The following is a 15,855-nucleotide window of genomic DNA, read 5'->3' on the forward strand; positions in this document are numbered from 1 at the left end:
TTATTTTTCCTCGACAAGAGGGTTAAATTCACTACGAAGCAAGGATTTAGTACCTTGCGTCAGGTTGGTGAAATTAGTCAGCAAGAAATGACGCATGCCACGTTTTTCAGGCTTATGCCCCCAAGTACTCATACCGTGATACTTAGTAACATCCCACGTGGCTTCATCAACTTCCAAAGGCGCCCAACCCAGCTCCATTTCAAAACCGGATGGCGAAAAAACATAAAATGACAACTCTTTGTCATTGGGGTGCTGACCAATTTCATGGGCCATTTCAAACCCAAGATCTTGAAGTCGACGGAAGGCACTACTCAAGTCCTCAAGAGTGGCAACCTGGAAATTGACGTGCTGGACCTTGGAACGAATGGGGTCCATCTGGATCCCCCGTGTCGATGCAATCGCGACAGAATGGTGGCGAGAATTCAGCCTAAAGAAGGCCAGATCAAGATCGACACCAGCAATCCGCTCATCGATATAGTCACTGAGTCGAGCGTCGAATATTTCCTGCCAGAAGCGCTGCATTTCCTCGGGTCGACGAGAAGTGATCGCCATATGCCCCATACCACCATTACCTGTAACAAACGCACTGGTGTGCATACTCAGCGGATCAGTCCGGTGTTCAGCGTCAATAAAGAGTTCAATAGCCAGCGACTTCGGCCCCTCAAAGCGCCAGAATGCAGTTACCCCACGCTCTTGAGCCTCCTTGGCCGAGCCTTCCGCTACCTCAATCTTGTGAGCGGCTAAGCGACGACGTATCTCTTCGAGCTCGAGCTTGCTCGCGAGCTGATACCCGACCGCGCGATAATCTTCCGCCGGTCCTCGTTTTATAATGAGGCGACGGCGGTGTTCATCTAAGGCAAAAGCAAGGAAGTCGTCCCGGTCAGTATCACAGTGCATGCCTAAGCCGGCCTCACAAAATACCTTCCACGCAGCAATCTTCTTCGATTCAATCACCAGGTAACCCATGGAAATCTTGCCAAATAGGTCTAGTTTTTCAGTTGTTTTCACTGGGTAAGCCCTTATAAATTATTTGCGACTAGGTATCTCGATCGTGCTCGTGAAACCTAAAGGGTATGGCTTTGCAAAAAGCCGATAGTACAGGCGTTGAACTCGACCGCCCGTTCCCACTGCACCCAATGACCGGTATTACTGAAAAGGTATAGGTCGCAATTAGGCATCCTCTTTTGCAATGCTTGGCCACCACTCGGACGATTGACCTTATCTTCCGCACCCCACAACACTAGACATGGTGTCTCGCAGCGCTGAAGACGCGAATCGCGAGTAAAATCATACTTTTTGAAATTGGGGATTCCCTTGGGGCCTTGCAGAGGCGGTGACGCGACCACCTCAGGATCGAGGCTGTCTTGATAACGACGTTCAATGACCTCATCGGGAACCAAGGAACCGTCGTAAACCAAGTAATCTCGAATAAAGCGCTCAAGCTTTTCTTTACTAGGGCCGCTGCCTTTGTAGTAGTTCAACAGCAACCTCAAGCCCGGAGTGGGCACAGAGCGTGTCGTATTCACTCCGCCCGGCCCCATCAACACCAGTGACGTCACTCGCTCAGGGCAATCTAAGGCCATGCGCAGTGCGCAAGCACCACCCAAGGAGTTTCCGACCACATGTGCGGTGGGTATATCTAAGGCATCTAGCAGCCCCAGCATGGCGGAGGACAAATCGCCAAAAGGGTCCGCGCGATCCACACCTTTTGACGAGCGACCATAACCCTGCATATCAGGTACGAGCACACGAAAATGTTGCGCAAGCGCTTCTACATTGCGCGAGTAATTGGACATGCCAGATGCTCCAGCACCACCACCGTGCAACATCAACACGGGGAAGCCCTCTCCACACTCGGTGAGGTGAATACTGCGATCATCAAATTCTACAATTCTGGAGGTTAGAGCTAGCTTATTTATTGTCATTGGTCGGTCTCTCGCTACTGCACACGGCATTAATTAGCCTAAACTTAAAATATTTGAACATTAATGTTCAAATAAGTCAAATATATCTTATTTTAATACGAGACCTCACAAAACGCTCATCGTGATAGACTTACTACAAATTGTTCACAAAACAGGCTTCTGTTCACTATGGTTAAGAAAAAACGGTTTAGAGCCGCCGAACTGAGGGTGTACGACGCAGCACTACGCTTGTATGCAGAAAAAGGCTCATACGACATCACGGTTAGCGAGCTCGCCAGCGCGGCAGGAGTCGCTAGAGGGACCGTTTACAAACACCTAGAGTCACCCAAACAATTGTTTAATAGTGTCGCAACCCGATTAGCATCAGAGATGGATGAAAGAATTGCAGCAAGCAACTCAGAAATCGACTCGCCTGCTGCACGCCTCGCTACCGGCATCCGACTTTATATTCGTCGCGCCCACGAGAACCCACACTGGGGACGCTTTCTAATCCATTTTGGCCTAACAGCAGAATCGCTCAGGGAATTGTGGACAGGCCCACCTTCGGAGGACATTCAAGCCGCCGTAGAGGCAGGTGAATTCAACTTAGATCTCAATGCTATTCCTAGCGCCGTCGCCCTGCTGGGTGGAGCAACATTAACGGGAATACTGCTGGTACTGGATGGCCTCAAAACATGGCGAGAAGCCGGCATTGAATCAGCAGAATTGACCTTACGGGCTTTCGGGCTGGATGCCCAGCAAGCCAAAAAGATAGCAAATTCACCACTCACAGAACTCAAAGAAATAAAGTAGCCCTCCAAAAGTACTCTCCCGGTCCGCTACGACACCAGCCAAGCCCGAATCGTCTCGAAATTGCATAAAGTGATCAATGGTATTAATATATGAACACAAATGTTCATATATTAATACCAATCTATTGACGAGAATAAAACTATGAGTCGCAGCCAAGGCCGTATTGACGTCCATCACCACGTCATTCCCCCCGCGTTTACCGCCACCATGAGCCGACGAGGCCTAAGCAAAGTCGCTGGCGCCCCGCTACCGAATTGGACACCAAAACAATCCATTGAAATCATGGATATCAACGGTATTGAAACGGCACTGACCTCTCTGTCAGCACCCGGCGTTTATTTTGGTGACCGCAAAGAAGCGATTGCACTGGCGAGAGATTGCAATGAATTCTCCGCGTCAATGCGTGAGCAGCACCCGGGGCGTTTCGGCATGTTTGCAGTACTGCCTATGCCCTTGACGGAGGAGGCTTGTGCCGAGGCAGAATATGCTCTGGATACGCTGAACGCAGATGGCATTGTTCTACTGGCCAGCACAGAAGGGCACTTCCTCGGCGACCCCCGCTTTGAAGAATTAATGGCTGAACTAGACCGCCGCAAAGCCACTGTATTTGTGCACCCGAATATGCACAAAACCAGCGATGAGATTGGCCTGAATCTGCCTGGCTTTCTGATCGAATTTTTGTGCGATACCACCCGCGGCGCGCTAAACCTAATCGCATCTGGAACGATGGAACGCTACCCAAACATTCGTTGGATTCTCTCCCACTCTGGCGGCTTTTTACCTTATGTCGCGTGGCGAGTATCGCTATCAAATATGATGCCTGACGTGGCAGAAAAAACGCCCCGCGGCGTTATGACCTACATTAAAAACTTTTATTACGATACGGCGCTTTCACCATCGGTTTATTCGCTTGGCGCGCTGAAGGAACTGGTAGACCCCTCACATATTTTGTTTGGCAGTGACTTTCCTTTCGCACCCGCACCAATAACCGCCTTACAAACTAAAACCCTAAGTGCATCAGAGATTTTCAACGCCCAACAAAAAAGTGCTATAGGCCGTGACAATGCCTTGGCGTTATTCCCGCATTACAAGCAAGATGGCGAGGTGCCGGGAATGGTTCGTGAGTTCAGCCCAATGAACAGCAAAGCAAAATTCAAAGCAAAAGCAATCAAACCCCTAGTCCATCTCGTCGATAGACTAAGAAATCGATAACATAGGCAACTTTGGCCTGCCCCACACCGCGAGCAGGCCTAACAAATAAGGAAATTATATGGACGTAAATCTCCCAGAATTTAATCTGCCGCCAAACACCAAGAATCTTCAGTAATACGTGCCTCGTAGACTTGGTTTCCCATAAGCCTGTCCGGAAGTAACAATGTGGATATCGACAAACCTGCCATGTTTGTCGGCAAGCTGGACTTACCTCAGTCTAGCTATCGACATTAAAGCTCGGGAAAAATATTGCTCGCATGAAACCTAACTCATAGCCCGCTCCTGTTAGAACCATATAAAGGTGCTAAAAGGCGGGATCAAATCTATCTGTTTTTATGGTCAAGCTCGCTAGCCGTTAACTTAACGAAAAGAGTTACACTATCTAGCTATAAACGGCACAGCAGCGTTCGGTTGGCCCGCCTAAAAAAATCAGGCGAGCATTAGCTTCGAGGCTTATTTACATTACGCTATAGCTTATTGAGGAGTCGGCGCCAGACTGCACCGCCGCCACTTTCTCGTTGATAAGCTTTGCCACTCTCGATTAACTGCATCACCGCGGCTTCTACCTGATCACGCAATGCAAGCATTGCCTCATCGTCATCTTCCAGCCCCTGGTAAGCGGAGGTACTGATTACCTCACCAATCACAAAATAAAATGGCTCTGGTCGCGGAATTGCTGTTAAGCCAAGGCCGCGGGCGATCGGGGGAATTTCCTCCCCGTCCTTACAAACACGCCAAATTGCGGTCTTCTTTATTAGAGAACTAAATCGACTAGATTGCCAATCATTGGAATCGACAAGAATATCAAAGGCGTCGTCGGCACCCACGCTGGCAAAGGGTTGTATTGGGTAACCATTCGCAACGGCCAGTTTCACAAATCCAAGTCGACGTTTCCAAATCAGGGAATACTCCTCACCCTTCCGCTTCATCACTTCACGACCGCCACCTGGGAAAATCAGCAGATCATCGCCTTGCTCCATGGCGCGGCAGCAAAGCTCCCGCGTGCCACGGAAACCGCCTTTGGACTCCAGATATCTGGCCCATTTAGGAACCGCATAATGGGTGTGATCCATCAAACCACGCAACCATTTCCCTGAGGCGTTCCAAACCTCTGCCTGAAACAGCGGTACATCGAGCAAGCCATATGTAGTGTGATTCCCGATAAAAAGAACGGGATTCGTCGCGTCGAGGTTCTCACCCCCTATCAAGGTGGGTGGAAACCAACCCCTCAGCAGCCGTAAATCCCAGCTATTAAGGGGACGTTCTGGGAGTGTAAAAGTAGGTAGTGCATCCATATTTACGTACCATTCCATGAGATTTATACATGAGATACATTAGCGCTTATTCATACACCAGTGCTTAGTATCTAAGATTCGTACATACCATTTTCTTTATTATTCAGCCTAGGGCAACCCACTTACGGTATCTTCAAAAATGGCACTATACCCCTATATAAAAAAGACAGTATATCTCTTCATTCTTTACCATCTTTTTTATAATTTGAATGCTGGTATGTCGTAGAAAAAAAAGCGGGGATACCCCCGCAAAGCATGTTTAGTAAAATCGAAGAACTAAAGGCTATTCGAAATGATAATTTAACGACAAGCCATATTGTCTAGGTGCCTGAGTATTCGCCCAATACAGTCCCGGTGCTTGTAGCACTTCGCCACCAAAGTTCTTGGTTTTTTCATCGCTCAGGTTGTAGCCATTAAGGGCAATCGTCCAAGCGCCATCTGACGTTTCAAATGCGATTTGCATATTGAATTTCCAAAACGCTTCTTGTGTACTATAAGGATCTTGAGTTGGGTTATAAGAAAACATATCGCTATATTGACCGTCGACTCTTGCCGCCAGCAACCAATCATCTGAAATGTTAGTACGATACTCAGCAAACAATGAACCACTCCACTCCGGAGCTTGATCCAAGGATTTTCCGGCTAAATCTTGTGTTGCACCATCGGACTCTTGGCAACTAGCTGACCATACGTTGCTATTAAGCGGGCAAGAACCAATGTATTCATCAAAAGTGGCTTGTAAATAAGCCGCGTTTAGGCCAAGAAGCACTTTTTCACTCATGGCAAAAGTGGCCTCAAGCTCTACACCTTTCGACGTTGCCGATGCCGCATTGCCTGTTTTAAACGCAGTGCCATCGAAGGAGGAAACCTGTAAATCTTCAAACTGGGTATAAAATATCGACACATTCAAGCGCGCACGACGATCAAATAAATCACTTTTCAAACCCACTTCATAGTTTATCGCTTGCTCTGTATCAAACTCCCAGTCGTCAGGATCACCCGAAATACTGGTGGCATTAAAGCCCCCTCCCTTGGTTGCCTTAGCAATCGTGCCATAGACCATTGCATTATCGGTGGCATCCCATTGAATATTAAACGTACCATCAACATTATTTTCTTCGCGACCCAAATCGAATTCGAATGGTTGGGCACCTAACTGGCTCGTTATCGCCAAGCGAATAGGCTGCTGGAGAATATCTACAGGGTCACTTGGGCCTTCATCACTGCCGTAGGGATTTACGGTTTGGAATGCGGCGGCATCTTTGGTTTCATTGGAATAACGTACTCCAAGACTTGCTCTTAAAGTGTCTGCAAAATTCCAGGTAACCTGCCCAAAACCAGAATACGCCGTGGAGGATTCGTCGTACTCAGAATACAGTGAGGCATTACTTAAATCAGCCACCACAGGCACGAGAATATCAAGATCAAGCCTTGCTCGCGGGATCAACAAATGGCGATCAATCCAATACAAGCCAGCAACATATTCAATGGTTTCGCCAGCAGGCGATGCAATGCGAAGTTCCAATGAACTTTGTTCATAATCCTCTTCTTGCACACGGTGAAGAAGACTGGAGGCGCTAAAATCAACATCAGAATAATTAACCCGTTCATAGCTGCTGTAACCACCTAAAATTGTCAGCTCATGCTCGCCAAGCATGGAGGTGATATTTAGCGTTGCACTATCTGACGCGAGCTCCAACTCGGTTCTGCCATTTGAATAGCCCGTGTAGTTATGGGTGAAGTCTTCGCCTCCGGCTGTCGCATCATTAATAATGGCGGCAGTAAACAATTCCGGAGGGGCGGTGCGGTCATAATCGCTGATCTGGAAGTTAGTGCCTTCTTCATTATAGTCTGCATGCTCTAACTTTAGAGTTGCAGTGGTGGACTCAGCAACGTCCCATACCAAAATGCCGCGCAGCGCACTGGTGTCATTTTGCTGCTCATCCTGCTTGTTAATTGGGCTGTACATGTACTCACCGTCGGTGGCTTTCTTCGCCACCACCCGGCCGAACAGAGAGTCGCTTAGCGGCCCAGACAAAACCGCAGTAGTGTCAAACGTTCCTTGCGGGCCGATATAGCTCGCACTGAGATCGACCTCAGTCACACTTGAAGGCTTAGCACTATGGATGGCAATCGCACCGGCAATACTGTTTTTTCCAAACAAAACACCCTGCGGCCCACGGAGTACTTCAACTCGCTCCACATCGACAAAAGGCACCTGGAATTGCGGTCCACGAGCGGCGTAAATACCATCTACATAAAGCCCCACTGACTGTTCAAATGAGGGGTTTCCGGTACCTGAACCCAAGCCCCTCATCACAATCATATTGCCGTCAGGTGAGTCGCCGATATTAAGGTTAGGCACCATACCCGCCATACCTTCGAGATTAGAAACACCGTTCGCTTCTAACATGTCGCCCGACACCGCGTTAATTGAGATGGGTACGTCCTGAGCACTCTCTGAACGCTTTTGGGCTGTAACCACCACCTCCTCTAATTGAGGTGCGGCATTTCCATAGAGGGGCGCCGAAGCCATTACGGCGGTAACAATAGCACGCTGAAGTTTTTTAACTCTGAAATTCATACCGAACTACCTTTCATTAATTAACATTATTGCCTTTATTTGAACACCAATGTTCTATTTTGTCAATATATGTCAATTAGCGGGAAATACCTATATCTAGTCATAAAGCCTGGATGTTCCGAAAGGGATTGGATAAAAGCTGCCTAAACCGCAGCATATGGCGACATCTAAAAACGATCCTAGCTGGGGCAATCAGCCATGAACTTCGGACAATAAAACGGGGGTTCTACAACATTAACGAGGATGTCACTCTTCATACCCAATTAATAATCTCACCCCACCAACAATGAGGCAGTTCTCTTAAACGATAATTTTCAGTTTCTAAAACCATAGAATCGCCGTGAGATCATTTCCATCTTGTGGCGGAAGTCCTCAGTGACCCCTTTTCTTTTAGTGAAACGCCACAGGGTGGCAATAGTTCGGACCATGACCATAACGTTATAACTAGCACGTGGGGCCCCATGCTATTAATTTAAACCTTGTTCAAAAACCACCCGAAAGCCAGATATTAAGTTCAAACTCGGTGTGGGTTCTGTGATTTGACGGATCATTTTAAGCAGCTACGTTAGCCCTTCACAATCTGTAGAGGAAAATCAAAATGCTGCTTCAAAGACATATATGGCTTTTATATAAAATAGGGATGAGCAGAGGAAATGTTGATATAAACCCAGGGTATATGCTGCTAGACGCAGGGGAAGCAGAAGGCTATTACTATTCTGGCTGTTACATGATGGAGTTTGACTTCACCGTGGCGCCGCTTTGGTTGATGGAAAGATCAATGGACATCGAGCCTATGCCTATCCATAAACCAAAAGACTTATATTTAGCGCTAGGCAATTTAATACCCAAATTCCGAACCCTAGATTTAGACGAACTTGGTATATATGGATGGGAATGGGAATAACAAAAATGCCCACCTTACGCAGATCATTACTGCCCCTATCCAAACCATGATAAAGCTATGCAATGGTATAGGCTCGATGCTTAGTAGCATTCGGGCCTCATTAGCTTTTACTTATCCGGTTGTCGATACCACCCTCTTCAACTAGCTCCTGATAGCTATAGAGCATATCCTACAACACGCCTAGGCCTTTACAGGACTTCGACACCTTTAAAAGCCGGTGCCCCCACGTCATTTAATATTCCTAACTGCAACTAGAGCCTTTAAAAACGCGGGGCCGAGTTATGCCGTAAATACATTTTTAGTTATTGGCCTACATATCTCCCCAATACTTCGCCCGCCCTTTTAAGCCACTTTTCTTTATTCAGTAATTGCAATGTCACTGCTTACAAAGATTTTAACTCTATTCTGTTGCACAAAATTTATACCATACTGTATAGTATATATAACAATAATTGATCATTTGCCAACTTCCTTTTATAAGCGCTTGCAGAGTCAGAATTAAACCCCGCGCTATGCCAATCGCTACGACCTGCCTTTTATAGATGAATCACCCCGTTTAGTGACGGGTAATCAGGAGCAATTCGAACGAATGAATACTACGCCTAATATTAATCGCTTTTTCTATTGCAGCATCGCCCTTGTGATCATTCAGGTTGCTGTAATCACCTTGGGAAAGGCGTGGTCACCCGCCGTCTCCGTATTGACCATGACCCTCGTCACCTTTTGGCATGGGTTCATATGGATGGGAGTAAAAAGGATGCTATTTCTATTCTTGCTCGTATCTACCATAAGCTGGTCATATGAAACCATAAGTGTTCTCACAGGCTTCCCCTTTGGCAACTATCATTATACTGACGCACTTGGGGCCAAAATCGGCCTTGTTCCAATCAATATAATGCCCGCCTATTTTGCCGTTGGTTATTTTTCCTTTGTGTTGGCTCATCTTATTTTAGACAAACGTAACACTTCATATCCGAACGGTTCGTGGCTGCCAATTTCGATTGCCGCATCATTTATCATGGTGTCTTGGGACCTTGCAATGGACCCAATTATGGCAACGGTAGAAAAAAATTTGATCTGGGAAAATGGCGGCGTCTACTTCGGCGTACCGCTAGTAAATTTCGCTGGTTGGTTTCTGTGTGTGTTTTCTTTCTATGCCCTCTTCACCCTTATCTACCGAAAGCCAAGCGAGAGCATTCATAAGCTAAACATCGTATCGTCACGAAAATTCTGGATAATCGCTCCTCTCTCCTATGCCGCACTTTTAACTGGGAGTGTCAGAAATTTCATCAATGGTACTGATGAAAGCGCATTTTCACCCGACGGAAAAGAGTGGCTGATCAATGATATTTCAGGCTCATTGCTACTTATTTCCTGCTTCACCTTATTACCTATTGCTCTTTTGGCAAGCTACAAGATTTTCGCCAAAACTGGAGAAGGTGAATAGAGCCGCGGTGTAGATTTAAAGTCACTAGGTGGCAAGCCAGCACAGTAAGTTAAACCGCTGGGAATCTAGACGCTCATATCGGGCGGCTCAATAAGACCGTTCGATATGAATTTTCAAGTTAGCTTAGTGCACTATTCAACAATCTGTTTTAAAGCTAACGACTAAAGGCCGAACCGACAGGGAAACCAAAATCCCGAGCCCATCACAACTGTTATATCAATGACGTTAATACCGAGAAACTGCAGGCCATCAGCACGTTGGTCACTCAAATATCAAGTAACAAAACTTGTTTGGCGACTCCCTATTCACCATTTCGGGCTACTCTAGATTCAATCAACATATCAAATTACAAAAATGTTAGCCGAGCACTATTGATACAAACCATACTCAATGGTACGGTTACGCCTTGCTAAATTAATAACACCTAATAACTTACCTGCATCAGTGGAATCCTCACATGTATGAACTGCTACACCAAATGATCGCACCGTATTATCTGTACATTAAGATGATTCACGTTCCCGCAGTCACGGTTTGGTCCTTCAGCGTCATCATGGGCTATTATTTTTTCCTCGTTCCCGTTATGCAGGCTTGGCGGAAAAATGAAAGCGACGCCGGCTTGGCGATTATGCGTAACTGGGTATTTGAAAGATTCGACCACGGCGTGAAGGTCGAGCATTACGCCTTTCCCTTGGTACTTTTATCAGGTGTACTCCTGATTATTGCAGGCGGATGGGGACCAGAAAGCCGCTGGCTTATGCTAAAACTATCTCTGATCATGGTCGCTGTCGTGCCCATGGAAATTGTGGATTACTACATCTCTCATTTTCATGGCAACAAACGCCACCTTCGTGAAAAAGGCGACAACGACGACTGGGAAGCCTACGAAGACGCCCTGCACCGCCACTGGTGGTTCTTTCTTATTACAACCCCACTAGTCGGTCTAGTGATATTGGGCGTATTTTTCCTCGCTTTCATCAAACCGTTTTAGCCTCGTTAGAAGGAGATTTTAATCATGAGCACGACAACGCAATCACCACAGAACATGGGTTACAGCAAGCCTTTTAAGTGTTCTAAGCAACAGTTTCTATGGGTCTCTGTGGTGATGGGAATCTATCTTGGCGTATCGACCTTCCTAACTTATGGGCTCATCATGTACCTGAGCTTAGATGATTTATCGGTCTTTACTTTAAAGAATGTACTTTGGACTGGCTTTGGCATCGTGTTGTACAGCTTTATCAGCTATCGACAAATGCTGAAACTTGACGGCCAGCTAATGAAGACCAACCCATGGACCTCAAACAGTGAACAGGTCACATTGATCGAACTAAAGGAGCATCACCCCTTTGGATAAGCAACGATTCACCCCAACGCCAATGCAACGCGTTTTTCGTTATTCGACCGCCCAATGCCAGAAAAGTATTGGTCGCGTCGTTCTGCCCATTAGCCTTGCCCTCGGTTGCGCAATCGCTTCTGCAGAGACAACAAACAGTGCAATTGCAGCGGGCGAAGCCAAATCAGCCGTCTGCCGCTCGTGTCACGGTGCAGAGGGCATCACCACAAACCCTGCGTGGCCTAACCTTGCTGGGCAAAATAAGCGCTACCTAGAAAACCAGCTCAAACGCTTCCGTGATGGCGGCCGAGAAGACCCCGTAATGTCAGCAATGGCAGCCCCCCTGTCCGACGAGGACATCGCCAATTTGTCGGCATACTATTCAAATCTCGCTCAATAACCGACACACATAATAAAAGCGAATGACTGGATGCCTCAGCAGGCTCAAGCGTTGAAATTGACGCTTGAGCTGTTTTACTAGGACTTTGCTGAGGAACTCAAGTAAATCGACATTAACCACCAAACCCAGGAAACTAACGGCCAAGCTGTGCCAAGTCATAGCTGATAGCGCGCTGACATAAAATGAAATGTTCGTGTGTGAATTTAAGTTTTGTAGTCCTTAAGTTTTGGCCAACCAAGCTCTGAATACAAAAAGACAGCAAAGCTGTGACACATGAAATAGTTAGAAACGAATATATCGAAACGAATGTCTCGATTTTAGCTAAAGCAACATGCCCCAAAGTCTTATTGTAAGCCCTTGAGACATGCGCCTTTGACAAACTACGCGCTAATCTCCAAGCCGCAGAGCATTATTTATTCATCACATGCCATTGCTCTGAAATACCGTAGCCTGTTTGATCGCCCCAGGTATAGCGAGCTAGACCTTCCATAATCAAAATCGCGCCACCCGGTGCCGGCACTTTAGTTGGGCAGATATTAACCATCTCCCCCTCGATTTGGAATGCTTCTCCATTCACCGTTTTTACTGAGATCACCACACTGGTATGAAGAATAGTATCTGGCTTGTAGCACGACTCTACTCGAAATTCTTCAAGCTCGGTTGTTTTACCATCTCTGAGCAACCAAGAACCAATGGTTTGCCATTCCCCTGACTCAGATTTCAGCAAACTTCCGCCTAGCGCAAGGTCGGGGCCAAAGTTCGCTGAGAACCAATGAACATGGGGGCTTGGCTCACCACCATTGTCGTCGCTTGGCGCGGCATGACCCATACTCCAGTCACGCGGCCCCCAAGATTTATCGCGAATACCTTGGCCTTTTACGGTCCAGGTGTCGTCCCCCAGCGTAATCTGGCCGCTAACGACCCCTGCTTGCTCGAGATGTCCGCGGGTCGCATCCGACACTAGATGAGGCTTTGACTGACAATCAAATTCTAAGGCCATGTCCAAATGCGCAGGAGTAAACCAGCCTTCGGGGCGCGACTTGCTGCGTTGCAACAGTATCTCGCCGTTGGCGATATCTTGTGCTTCACCGCTATACGCGACCGACCACTTTTTATGGGGAGACAGGCATTCGATGGCGAGATTACCCACCTTTAAATCGTTGTCATACTGGCTTAGATCTCGCTCTATAGACCGCAGCCCATAAGTAAACGCTACCCGCGAGCCTGGTAGAAACAACACATGTAGGGCATCAGCTCGACCACTGCCGGTACGCCAGCCCATACGGGTAAACATCCCCACCTGCGCCTCTGGGTCGTAAAAATTAAAATAATAGCTTTCGCTCCAATGTTGGTCATCGCCCACTGGATGCATGTTTTCGTGATTCATCATCGGCCTTATTCTCTCTCGTATTCTCTATAAATTCAGATACCGACCCTGCTCGTCCACAGCGCTCCCGTATCCGATCGATTGAACAGAAATCATAACATACCGTATGGTACTGTATGTTGTATAAAGAGTATTTATGCCTAATAAATGAAACACTACGTGATGATGACTTGGGAAAGGTTATCGAGACAGCTCCGTGTATTTCAAACCAATACACTTAGAGGGTTCAGCCATCCCAATCTGGGCTACACTGCAACATCTTGAAGCCCTCCCCCATCGCTCCCAAGCCACTGCACACCGAGGTAAAGTAAACACAAAACGAGCTCGGTCGAGCCGGTCAACTAAATATTCAGAGGGTATCTAGCGTTTATTATTTTTTTTCTAGCACAGCGGTTGGCGTGATAAATGACGGACTTACCTCTTCTTCGCACGCTCGATATCAATCAGACTTTCGATCAGCGGCTCCAATTCTTCATATTCTTTTTTCCCCCCCAGCGAGGGCTGGGCGAAAGAAAAACCCAAGCCGGTGCACAGCATTAACCTTGCAATTAACGTGGCTCGATCTTGAGGAACTCCGAGGTTGACCAATTTCTCCTCGGTAAAACGCAGCGTCCTAGCATCGGAAAGTTTTATTGCCTCGGCAGTAAATTCACACTCCTCTGCCCAAATACGCATGGCATGATCTATGCGCGCATAATTGTCAAAAGCGTCTTTAGCTACTAGCTTTATCCGCTCCCAATCATCTAAATCAGATGAATCTATCCGCTCTCGAATTTCTCTATGGTGGGCATTGGCGTAACGGTCTGCCATTCCCTCAAGAAGCTCCTGTCGGCCACTAAAGTGCCAGTAAAAGCTCCCCTTGGTTAAGCGTAATTTTTTACACAGCGCATCGATGGTAATACGAGCAATACCCTCTTCACCTAGTAATTCCAAGGCAGCACGAAGCCAGTCGTCGCGAGAGGATCTCTCTTGCTTTTTTTTCGGCGCGGGTTTGGTGGCCATATTGTTCATTCCTAGTCACTTCAACGGAGTATGGTACGTGGATTGCTTTAAACCGACAAACCAAATTCACGCAAACCATCCCAAGCGACATGTTTTGAATCATCTAGCACCGAGAGAAACCAATACAGCTTGCTCAACACACTCAGAGATCAGTCCACTGCTGACTGGCCTGCTGAAAACCAGAGTAGCGTGGATTATCGACGGCCATGCTCAATAAGCAATGGCGTTTAAGCCAGCTTATTAACTCAGGCGTAACCTCCTGCTCACCATCACGTATTTTCTTAGCAAGCCGTGAGGCTGCGGAGCCCTCCGCGTCTTGCAACTCAAACTTTTGAGTAGCTACCTTATCTAAAGCTTCCCGTTCGGGGGCCTTATCAATTTCACGAGCGGCAATACGCAATGCATTGGCCGCCACCCGAGTATTGTAGGCCTTGAATCCTTCTAGCTCAGGTAGAACCTCTTCCCGCAAAAAAAGGCGCACAGCTTCCAGCAACTCAGTGGCTTCAGCACTACTCATCACAGATTTCCTTCCATCATCAACATTAGGTCGATCTCCGACTCTGACACACGGCGGCCAATGGCGGCGCGTTCAAGACTGCGATCCTTACCACTGCGGTACATGTCCTGCATCATTAAGCACACAAGCCCCCAACCCAAGGTTGTTACCACTTGCCAGTAGCGAATCTCTTCCATCGTCGGACGCGTTCCCGTCACCGACTCGTAACCGCTTAATAAATCCTCATAAACGCCGAAGCCACCCACGGGCAGCGGTGAACCAAAGCGCCAAACATTGGCACACATCAAACCGATGTCCGCGGCTGGATGACCAATGTACGCCATTTCCCAGTCCAGCACCGCCACAAGGCCCTGCTCATCGACCAGAATATTTCCCATCCGAAAATCACCGTGAACCAGCACTTTTTGCGTACTAGCCGGCGCGTTATCTTGCAACCACTTAAAAGCCACTTCATGAACAGGAGATGCAGCGCCATATTGATCGATCATTGCGCGCAAGCGTTTTAGCATGGCGTCGCCACTGTTATCTGGTAGCCCGGCTGGGAGTGCATCAAGCGGTACCTGCTGAATTTTTCCTAGCTCCGCACCACACTGAAAAGCGAGTTTCTCCCGCGCCGCCGCATACTGGGCGTCAACCAGGAGGCGATTGGGCAGAGCCTCACCGCGCTCACGACTCATGACAAAGCCCTTGCCTAGGTCGTTGGTCTCATTTAGCACCAACCTCACTTTCGGTGCCGCAACCCCGTGTTTAACCGCAGCCCCGATCACCTTTGCTTCGGTTTCAATATCCAATTTATGAGCGTCACCCTCATCTGAAGTACCGCCACTTGGTAAGCGCCTTAGAATGAGCGGCTCTTTGGCCTCGCCGCTTTGCCAATCGAAAGACCAAGTTTCCATATTGGCGCCACCGGAAAGTCGGCGTAATCCGTGAACTTCACCTTGCTGCCCCATGCCCTGCAATGCCGCCGTTAGACGGAGAGCCATTTCTTCATTTATTTTACTCAAATCACATTCCCTAACCGGTTACGGCGCCACCACAAAAACAACATACTATTTGG

The 15,855-nt window shown here is 47.6% G+C and carries 15 protein-coding genes; 7 read left to right on the forward strand and 8 right to left on the reverse strand.

Annotated elements, in window-relative coordinates:
* On the reverse strand, positions 1–954 hold the full coding sequence (locus AELLOGFF_RS11215) for a VOC family protein (RefSeq protein WP_200842645.1): 954 nt from the start codon (positions 952–954) through the stop codon (positions 1–3).
* Positions 955–1,064: 110 nt separating this feature from the next.
* Positions 1,065–1,925 (reverse strand): alpha/beta fold hydrolase, encoded by an 861-nt coding sequence (locus AELLOGFF_RS11220; protein ID WP_200842646.1) that lies wholly within the window; start codon positions 1,923–1,925, stop codon positions 1,065–1,067.
* 168 nt (positions 1,926–2,093) lie between these two features.
* Between AELLOGFF_RS11220 and AELLOGFF_RS11225 the strand changes: the two genes are divergently transcribed.
* Complete coding sequence (locus AELLOGFF_RS11225; RefSeq protein ID WP_159268828.1) at positions 2,094–2,717, forward strand: TetR/AcrR family transcriptional regulator; 624 nt, start codon at positions 2,094–2,096, stop codon at positions 2,715–2,717.
* 141 nt (positions 2,718–2,858) lie between these two features.
* Positions 2,859–3,929, forward strand: a complete 1,071-nt coding sequence (locus AELLOGFF_RS11230) for an amidohydrolase family protein (protein WP_159268829.1) — start codon at positions 2,859–2,861, stop codon at positions 3,927–3,929.
* Positions 3,930–4,396: 467 nt separating this feature from the next.
* On the opposite strand, the gene AELLOGFF_RS11235 is transcribed toward AELLOGFF_RS11230, so the two are convergent.
* Positions 4,397–5,242, reverse strand: a complete 846-nt coding sequence (locus tag AELLOGFF_RS11235; RefSeq protein WP_159268830.1) for a lysophospholipid acyltransferase family protein — start codon at positions 5,240–5,242, stop codon at positions 4,397–4,399.
* A 265-nt stretch (positions 5,243–5,507) separates the two neighbouring features.
* On the reverse strand, positions 5,508–7,808 hold the full coding sequence (locus AELLOGFF_RS11240; RefSeq protein ID WP_159268831.1) for a TonB-dependent receptor: 2,301 nt from the start codon (positions 7,806–7,808) through the stop codon (positions 5,508–5,510).
* Between the two features lie 640 nt (positions 7,809–8,448).
* Between AELLOGFF_RS11240 and AELLOGFF_RS11245 the strand changes: the two genes are divergently transcribed.
* The 5 genes from AELLOGFF_RS11245 to AELLOGFF_RS11265 all read left to right on the forward strand — a co-directional run bounded on the left by AELLOGFF_RS11245 (position 8,449) and on the right by AELLOGFF_RS11265 (position 11,892).
* A complete protein-coding gene (locus tag AELLOGFF_RS11245) occupies positions 8,449–8,712 on the forward strand; it encodes a hypothetical protein (RefSeq protein WP_159268832.1) in 264 nt (87 codons plus the stop codon).
* A gap of 589 nt (positions 8,713–9,301) precedes the next feature.
* Positions 9,302–10,159, forward strand: coding sequence for a carotenoid biosynthesis protein (locus AELLOGFF_RS11250; protein WP_159268833.1), 858 nt, complete (start codon positions 9,302–9,304; stop codon positions 10,157–10,159).
* A 457-nt stretch (positions 10,160–10,616) separates the two neighbouring features.
* Positions 10,617–11,150, forward strand: a complete 534-nt coding sequence (locus AELLOGFF_RS11255) for a hypothetical protein (protein ID WP_159268834.1) — start codon at positions 10,617–10,619, stop codon at positions 11,148–11,150.
* A gap of 24 nt (positions 11,151–11,174) precedes the next feature.
* On the forward strand, positions 11,175–11,513 hold the full coding sequence (locus tag AELLOGFF_RS11260; RefSeq protein ID WP_159268835.1) for a hypothetical protein: 339 nt from the start codon (positions 11,175–11,177) through the stop codon (positions 11,511–11,513).
* Entirely contained in the window at positions 11,506–11,892 is a 387-nt protein-coding gene (locus tag AELLOGFF_RS11265; RefSeq protein ID WP_235035702.1) for a c-type cytochrome, read from the forward strand. The genes AELLOGFF_RS11260 and AELLOGFF_RS11265 overlap by 8 nt, the downstream gene beginning before the upstream one ends.
* Before the next feature lie 409 nt (positions 11,893–12,301).
* On the opposite strand, the gene AELLOGFF_RS11270 is transcribed toward AELLOGFF_RS11265, so the two are convergent.
* From AELLOGFF_RS11270 to AELLOGFF_RS11285, 4 genes are all read right to left on the reverse strand, one after another.
* On the reverse strand, positions 12,302–13,282 hold the full coding sequence (locus AELLOGFF_RS11270; protein ID WP_159268836.1) for a DUF7064 domain-containing protein: 981 nt from the start codon (positions 13,280–13,282) through the stop codon (positions 12,302–12,304).
* A 411-nt stretch (positions 13,283–13,693) separates the two neighbouring features.
* Complete coding sequence (locus tag AELLOGFF_RS11275) at positions 13,694–14,281, reverse strand: TetR/AcrR family transcriptional regulator (RefSeq protein ID WP_159268837.1); 588 nt, start codon at positions 14,279–14,281, stop codon at positions 13,694–13,696.
* Between the two features lie 142 nt (positions 14,282–14,423).
* Positions 14,424–14,798: a DUF6285 domain-containing protein gene (locus tag AELLOGFF_RS11280; protein WP_159268838.1), complete on the reverse strand. Its 375-nt coding sequence runs from the start codon at positions 14,796–14,798 to the stop codon at positions 14,424–14,426.
* The gene (locus AELLOGFF_RS11285; RefSeq protein ID WP_159268839.1) at positions 14,798–15,802 is read right to left on the reverse strand and encodes a phosphotransferase family protein; all 1,005 of its coding nucleotides are present in this window, start codon (positions 15,800–15,802) and stop codon (positions 14,798–14,800) included. Before AELLOGFF_RS11285 ends, AELLOGFF_RS11280 begins: the two co-directional genes overlap by 1 nt.
* Positions 15,803–15,855: the final 53 nt, after the last annotated feature.

This window comes from Zhongshania aliphaticivorans, assembly GCF_902705875.1.
Classification (GTDB): domain Bacteria; phylum Pseudomonadota; class Gammaproteobacteria; order Pseudomonadales; family Spongiibacteraceae; genus Spongiibacter; species Spongiibacter aliphaticivorans_A.

What these genes read in the sequence shown, in the direction of transcription:
- AELLOGFF_RS11235 (WP_159268830.1), bottom strand. Translation starts at nt 5,242, where the DNA reads ATGGAATGGTACGTAAATATGGATGCACTACCTACTTTTACACTCCCA.
- AELLOGFF_RS11260 (WP_159268835.1), top strand. Translation starts at nt 11,175, where the DNA reads ATGAGCACGACAACGCAATCACCACAGAACATGGGTTACAGCAAGCCT.
- AELLOGFF_RS11245 (WP_159268832.1), top strand. Translation starts at nt 8,449, where the DNA reads ATGAGCAGAGGAAATGTTGATATAAACCCAGGGTATATGCTGCTAGAC.
- AELLOGFF_RS11240 (WP_159268831.1), bottom strand. Translation starts at nt 7,808, where the DNA reads ATGAATTTCAGAGTTAAAAAACTTCAGCGTGCTATTGTTACCGCCGTA.
- AELLOGFF_RS11270 (WP_159268836.1), bottom strand. Translation starts at nt 13,282, where the DNA reads ATGATGAATCACGAAAACATGCATCCAGTGGGCGATGACCAACATTGG.
- AELLOGFF_RS11225 (WP_159268828.1), top strand. Translation starts at nt 2,094, where the DNA reads ATGGTTAAGAAAAAACGGTTTAGAGCCGCCGAACTGAGGGTGTACGAC.
- AELLOGFF_RS11220 (WP_200842646.1), bottom strand. Translation starts at nt 1,925, where the DNA reads ATGACAATAAATAAGCTAGCTCTAACCTCCAGAATTGTAGAATTTGAT.
- AELLOGFF_RS11255 (WP_159268834.1), top strand. Translation starts at nt 10,617, where the DNA reads ATGTATGAACTGCTACACCAAATGATCGCACCGTATTATCTGTACATT.
- AELLOGFF_RS11230 (WP_159268829.1), top strand. Translation starts at nt 2,859, where the DNA reads ATGAGTCGCAGCCAAGGCCGTATTGACGTCCATCACCACGTCATTCCC.
- AELLOGFF_RS11275 (WP_159268837.1), bottom strand. Translation starts at nt 14,281, where the DNA reads ATGGCCACCAAACCCGCGCCGAAAAAAAAGCAAGAGAGATCCTCTCGC.
- AELLOGFF_RS11280 (WP_159268838.1), bottom strand. Translation starts at nt 14,798, where the DNA reads ATGAGTAGTGCTGAAGCCACTGAGTTGCTGGAAGCTGTGCGCCTTTTT.
- AELLOGFF_RS11250 (WP_159268833.1), top strand. Translation starts at nt 9,302, where the DNA reads ATGAATACTACGCCTAATATTAATCGCTTTTTCTATTGCAGCATCGCC.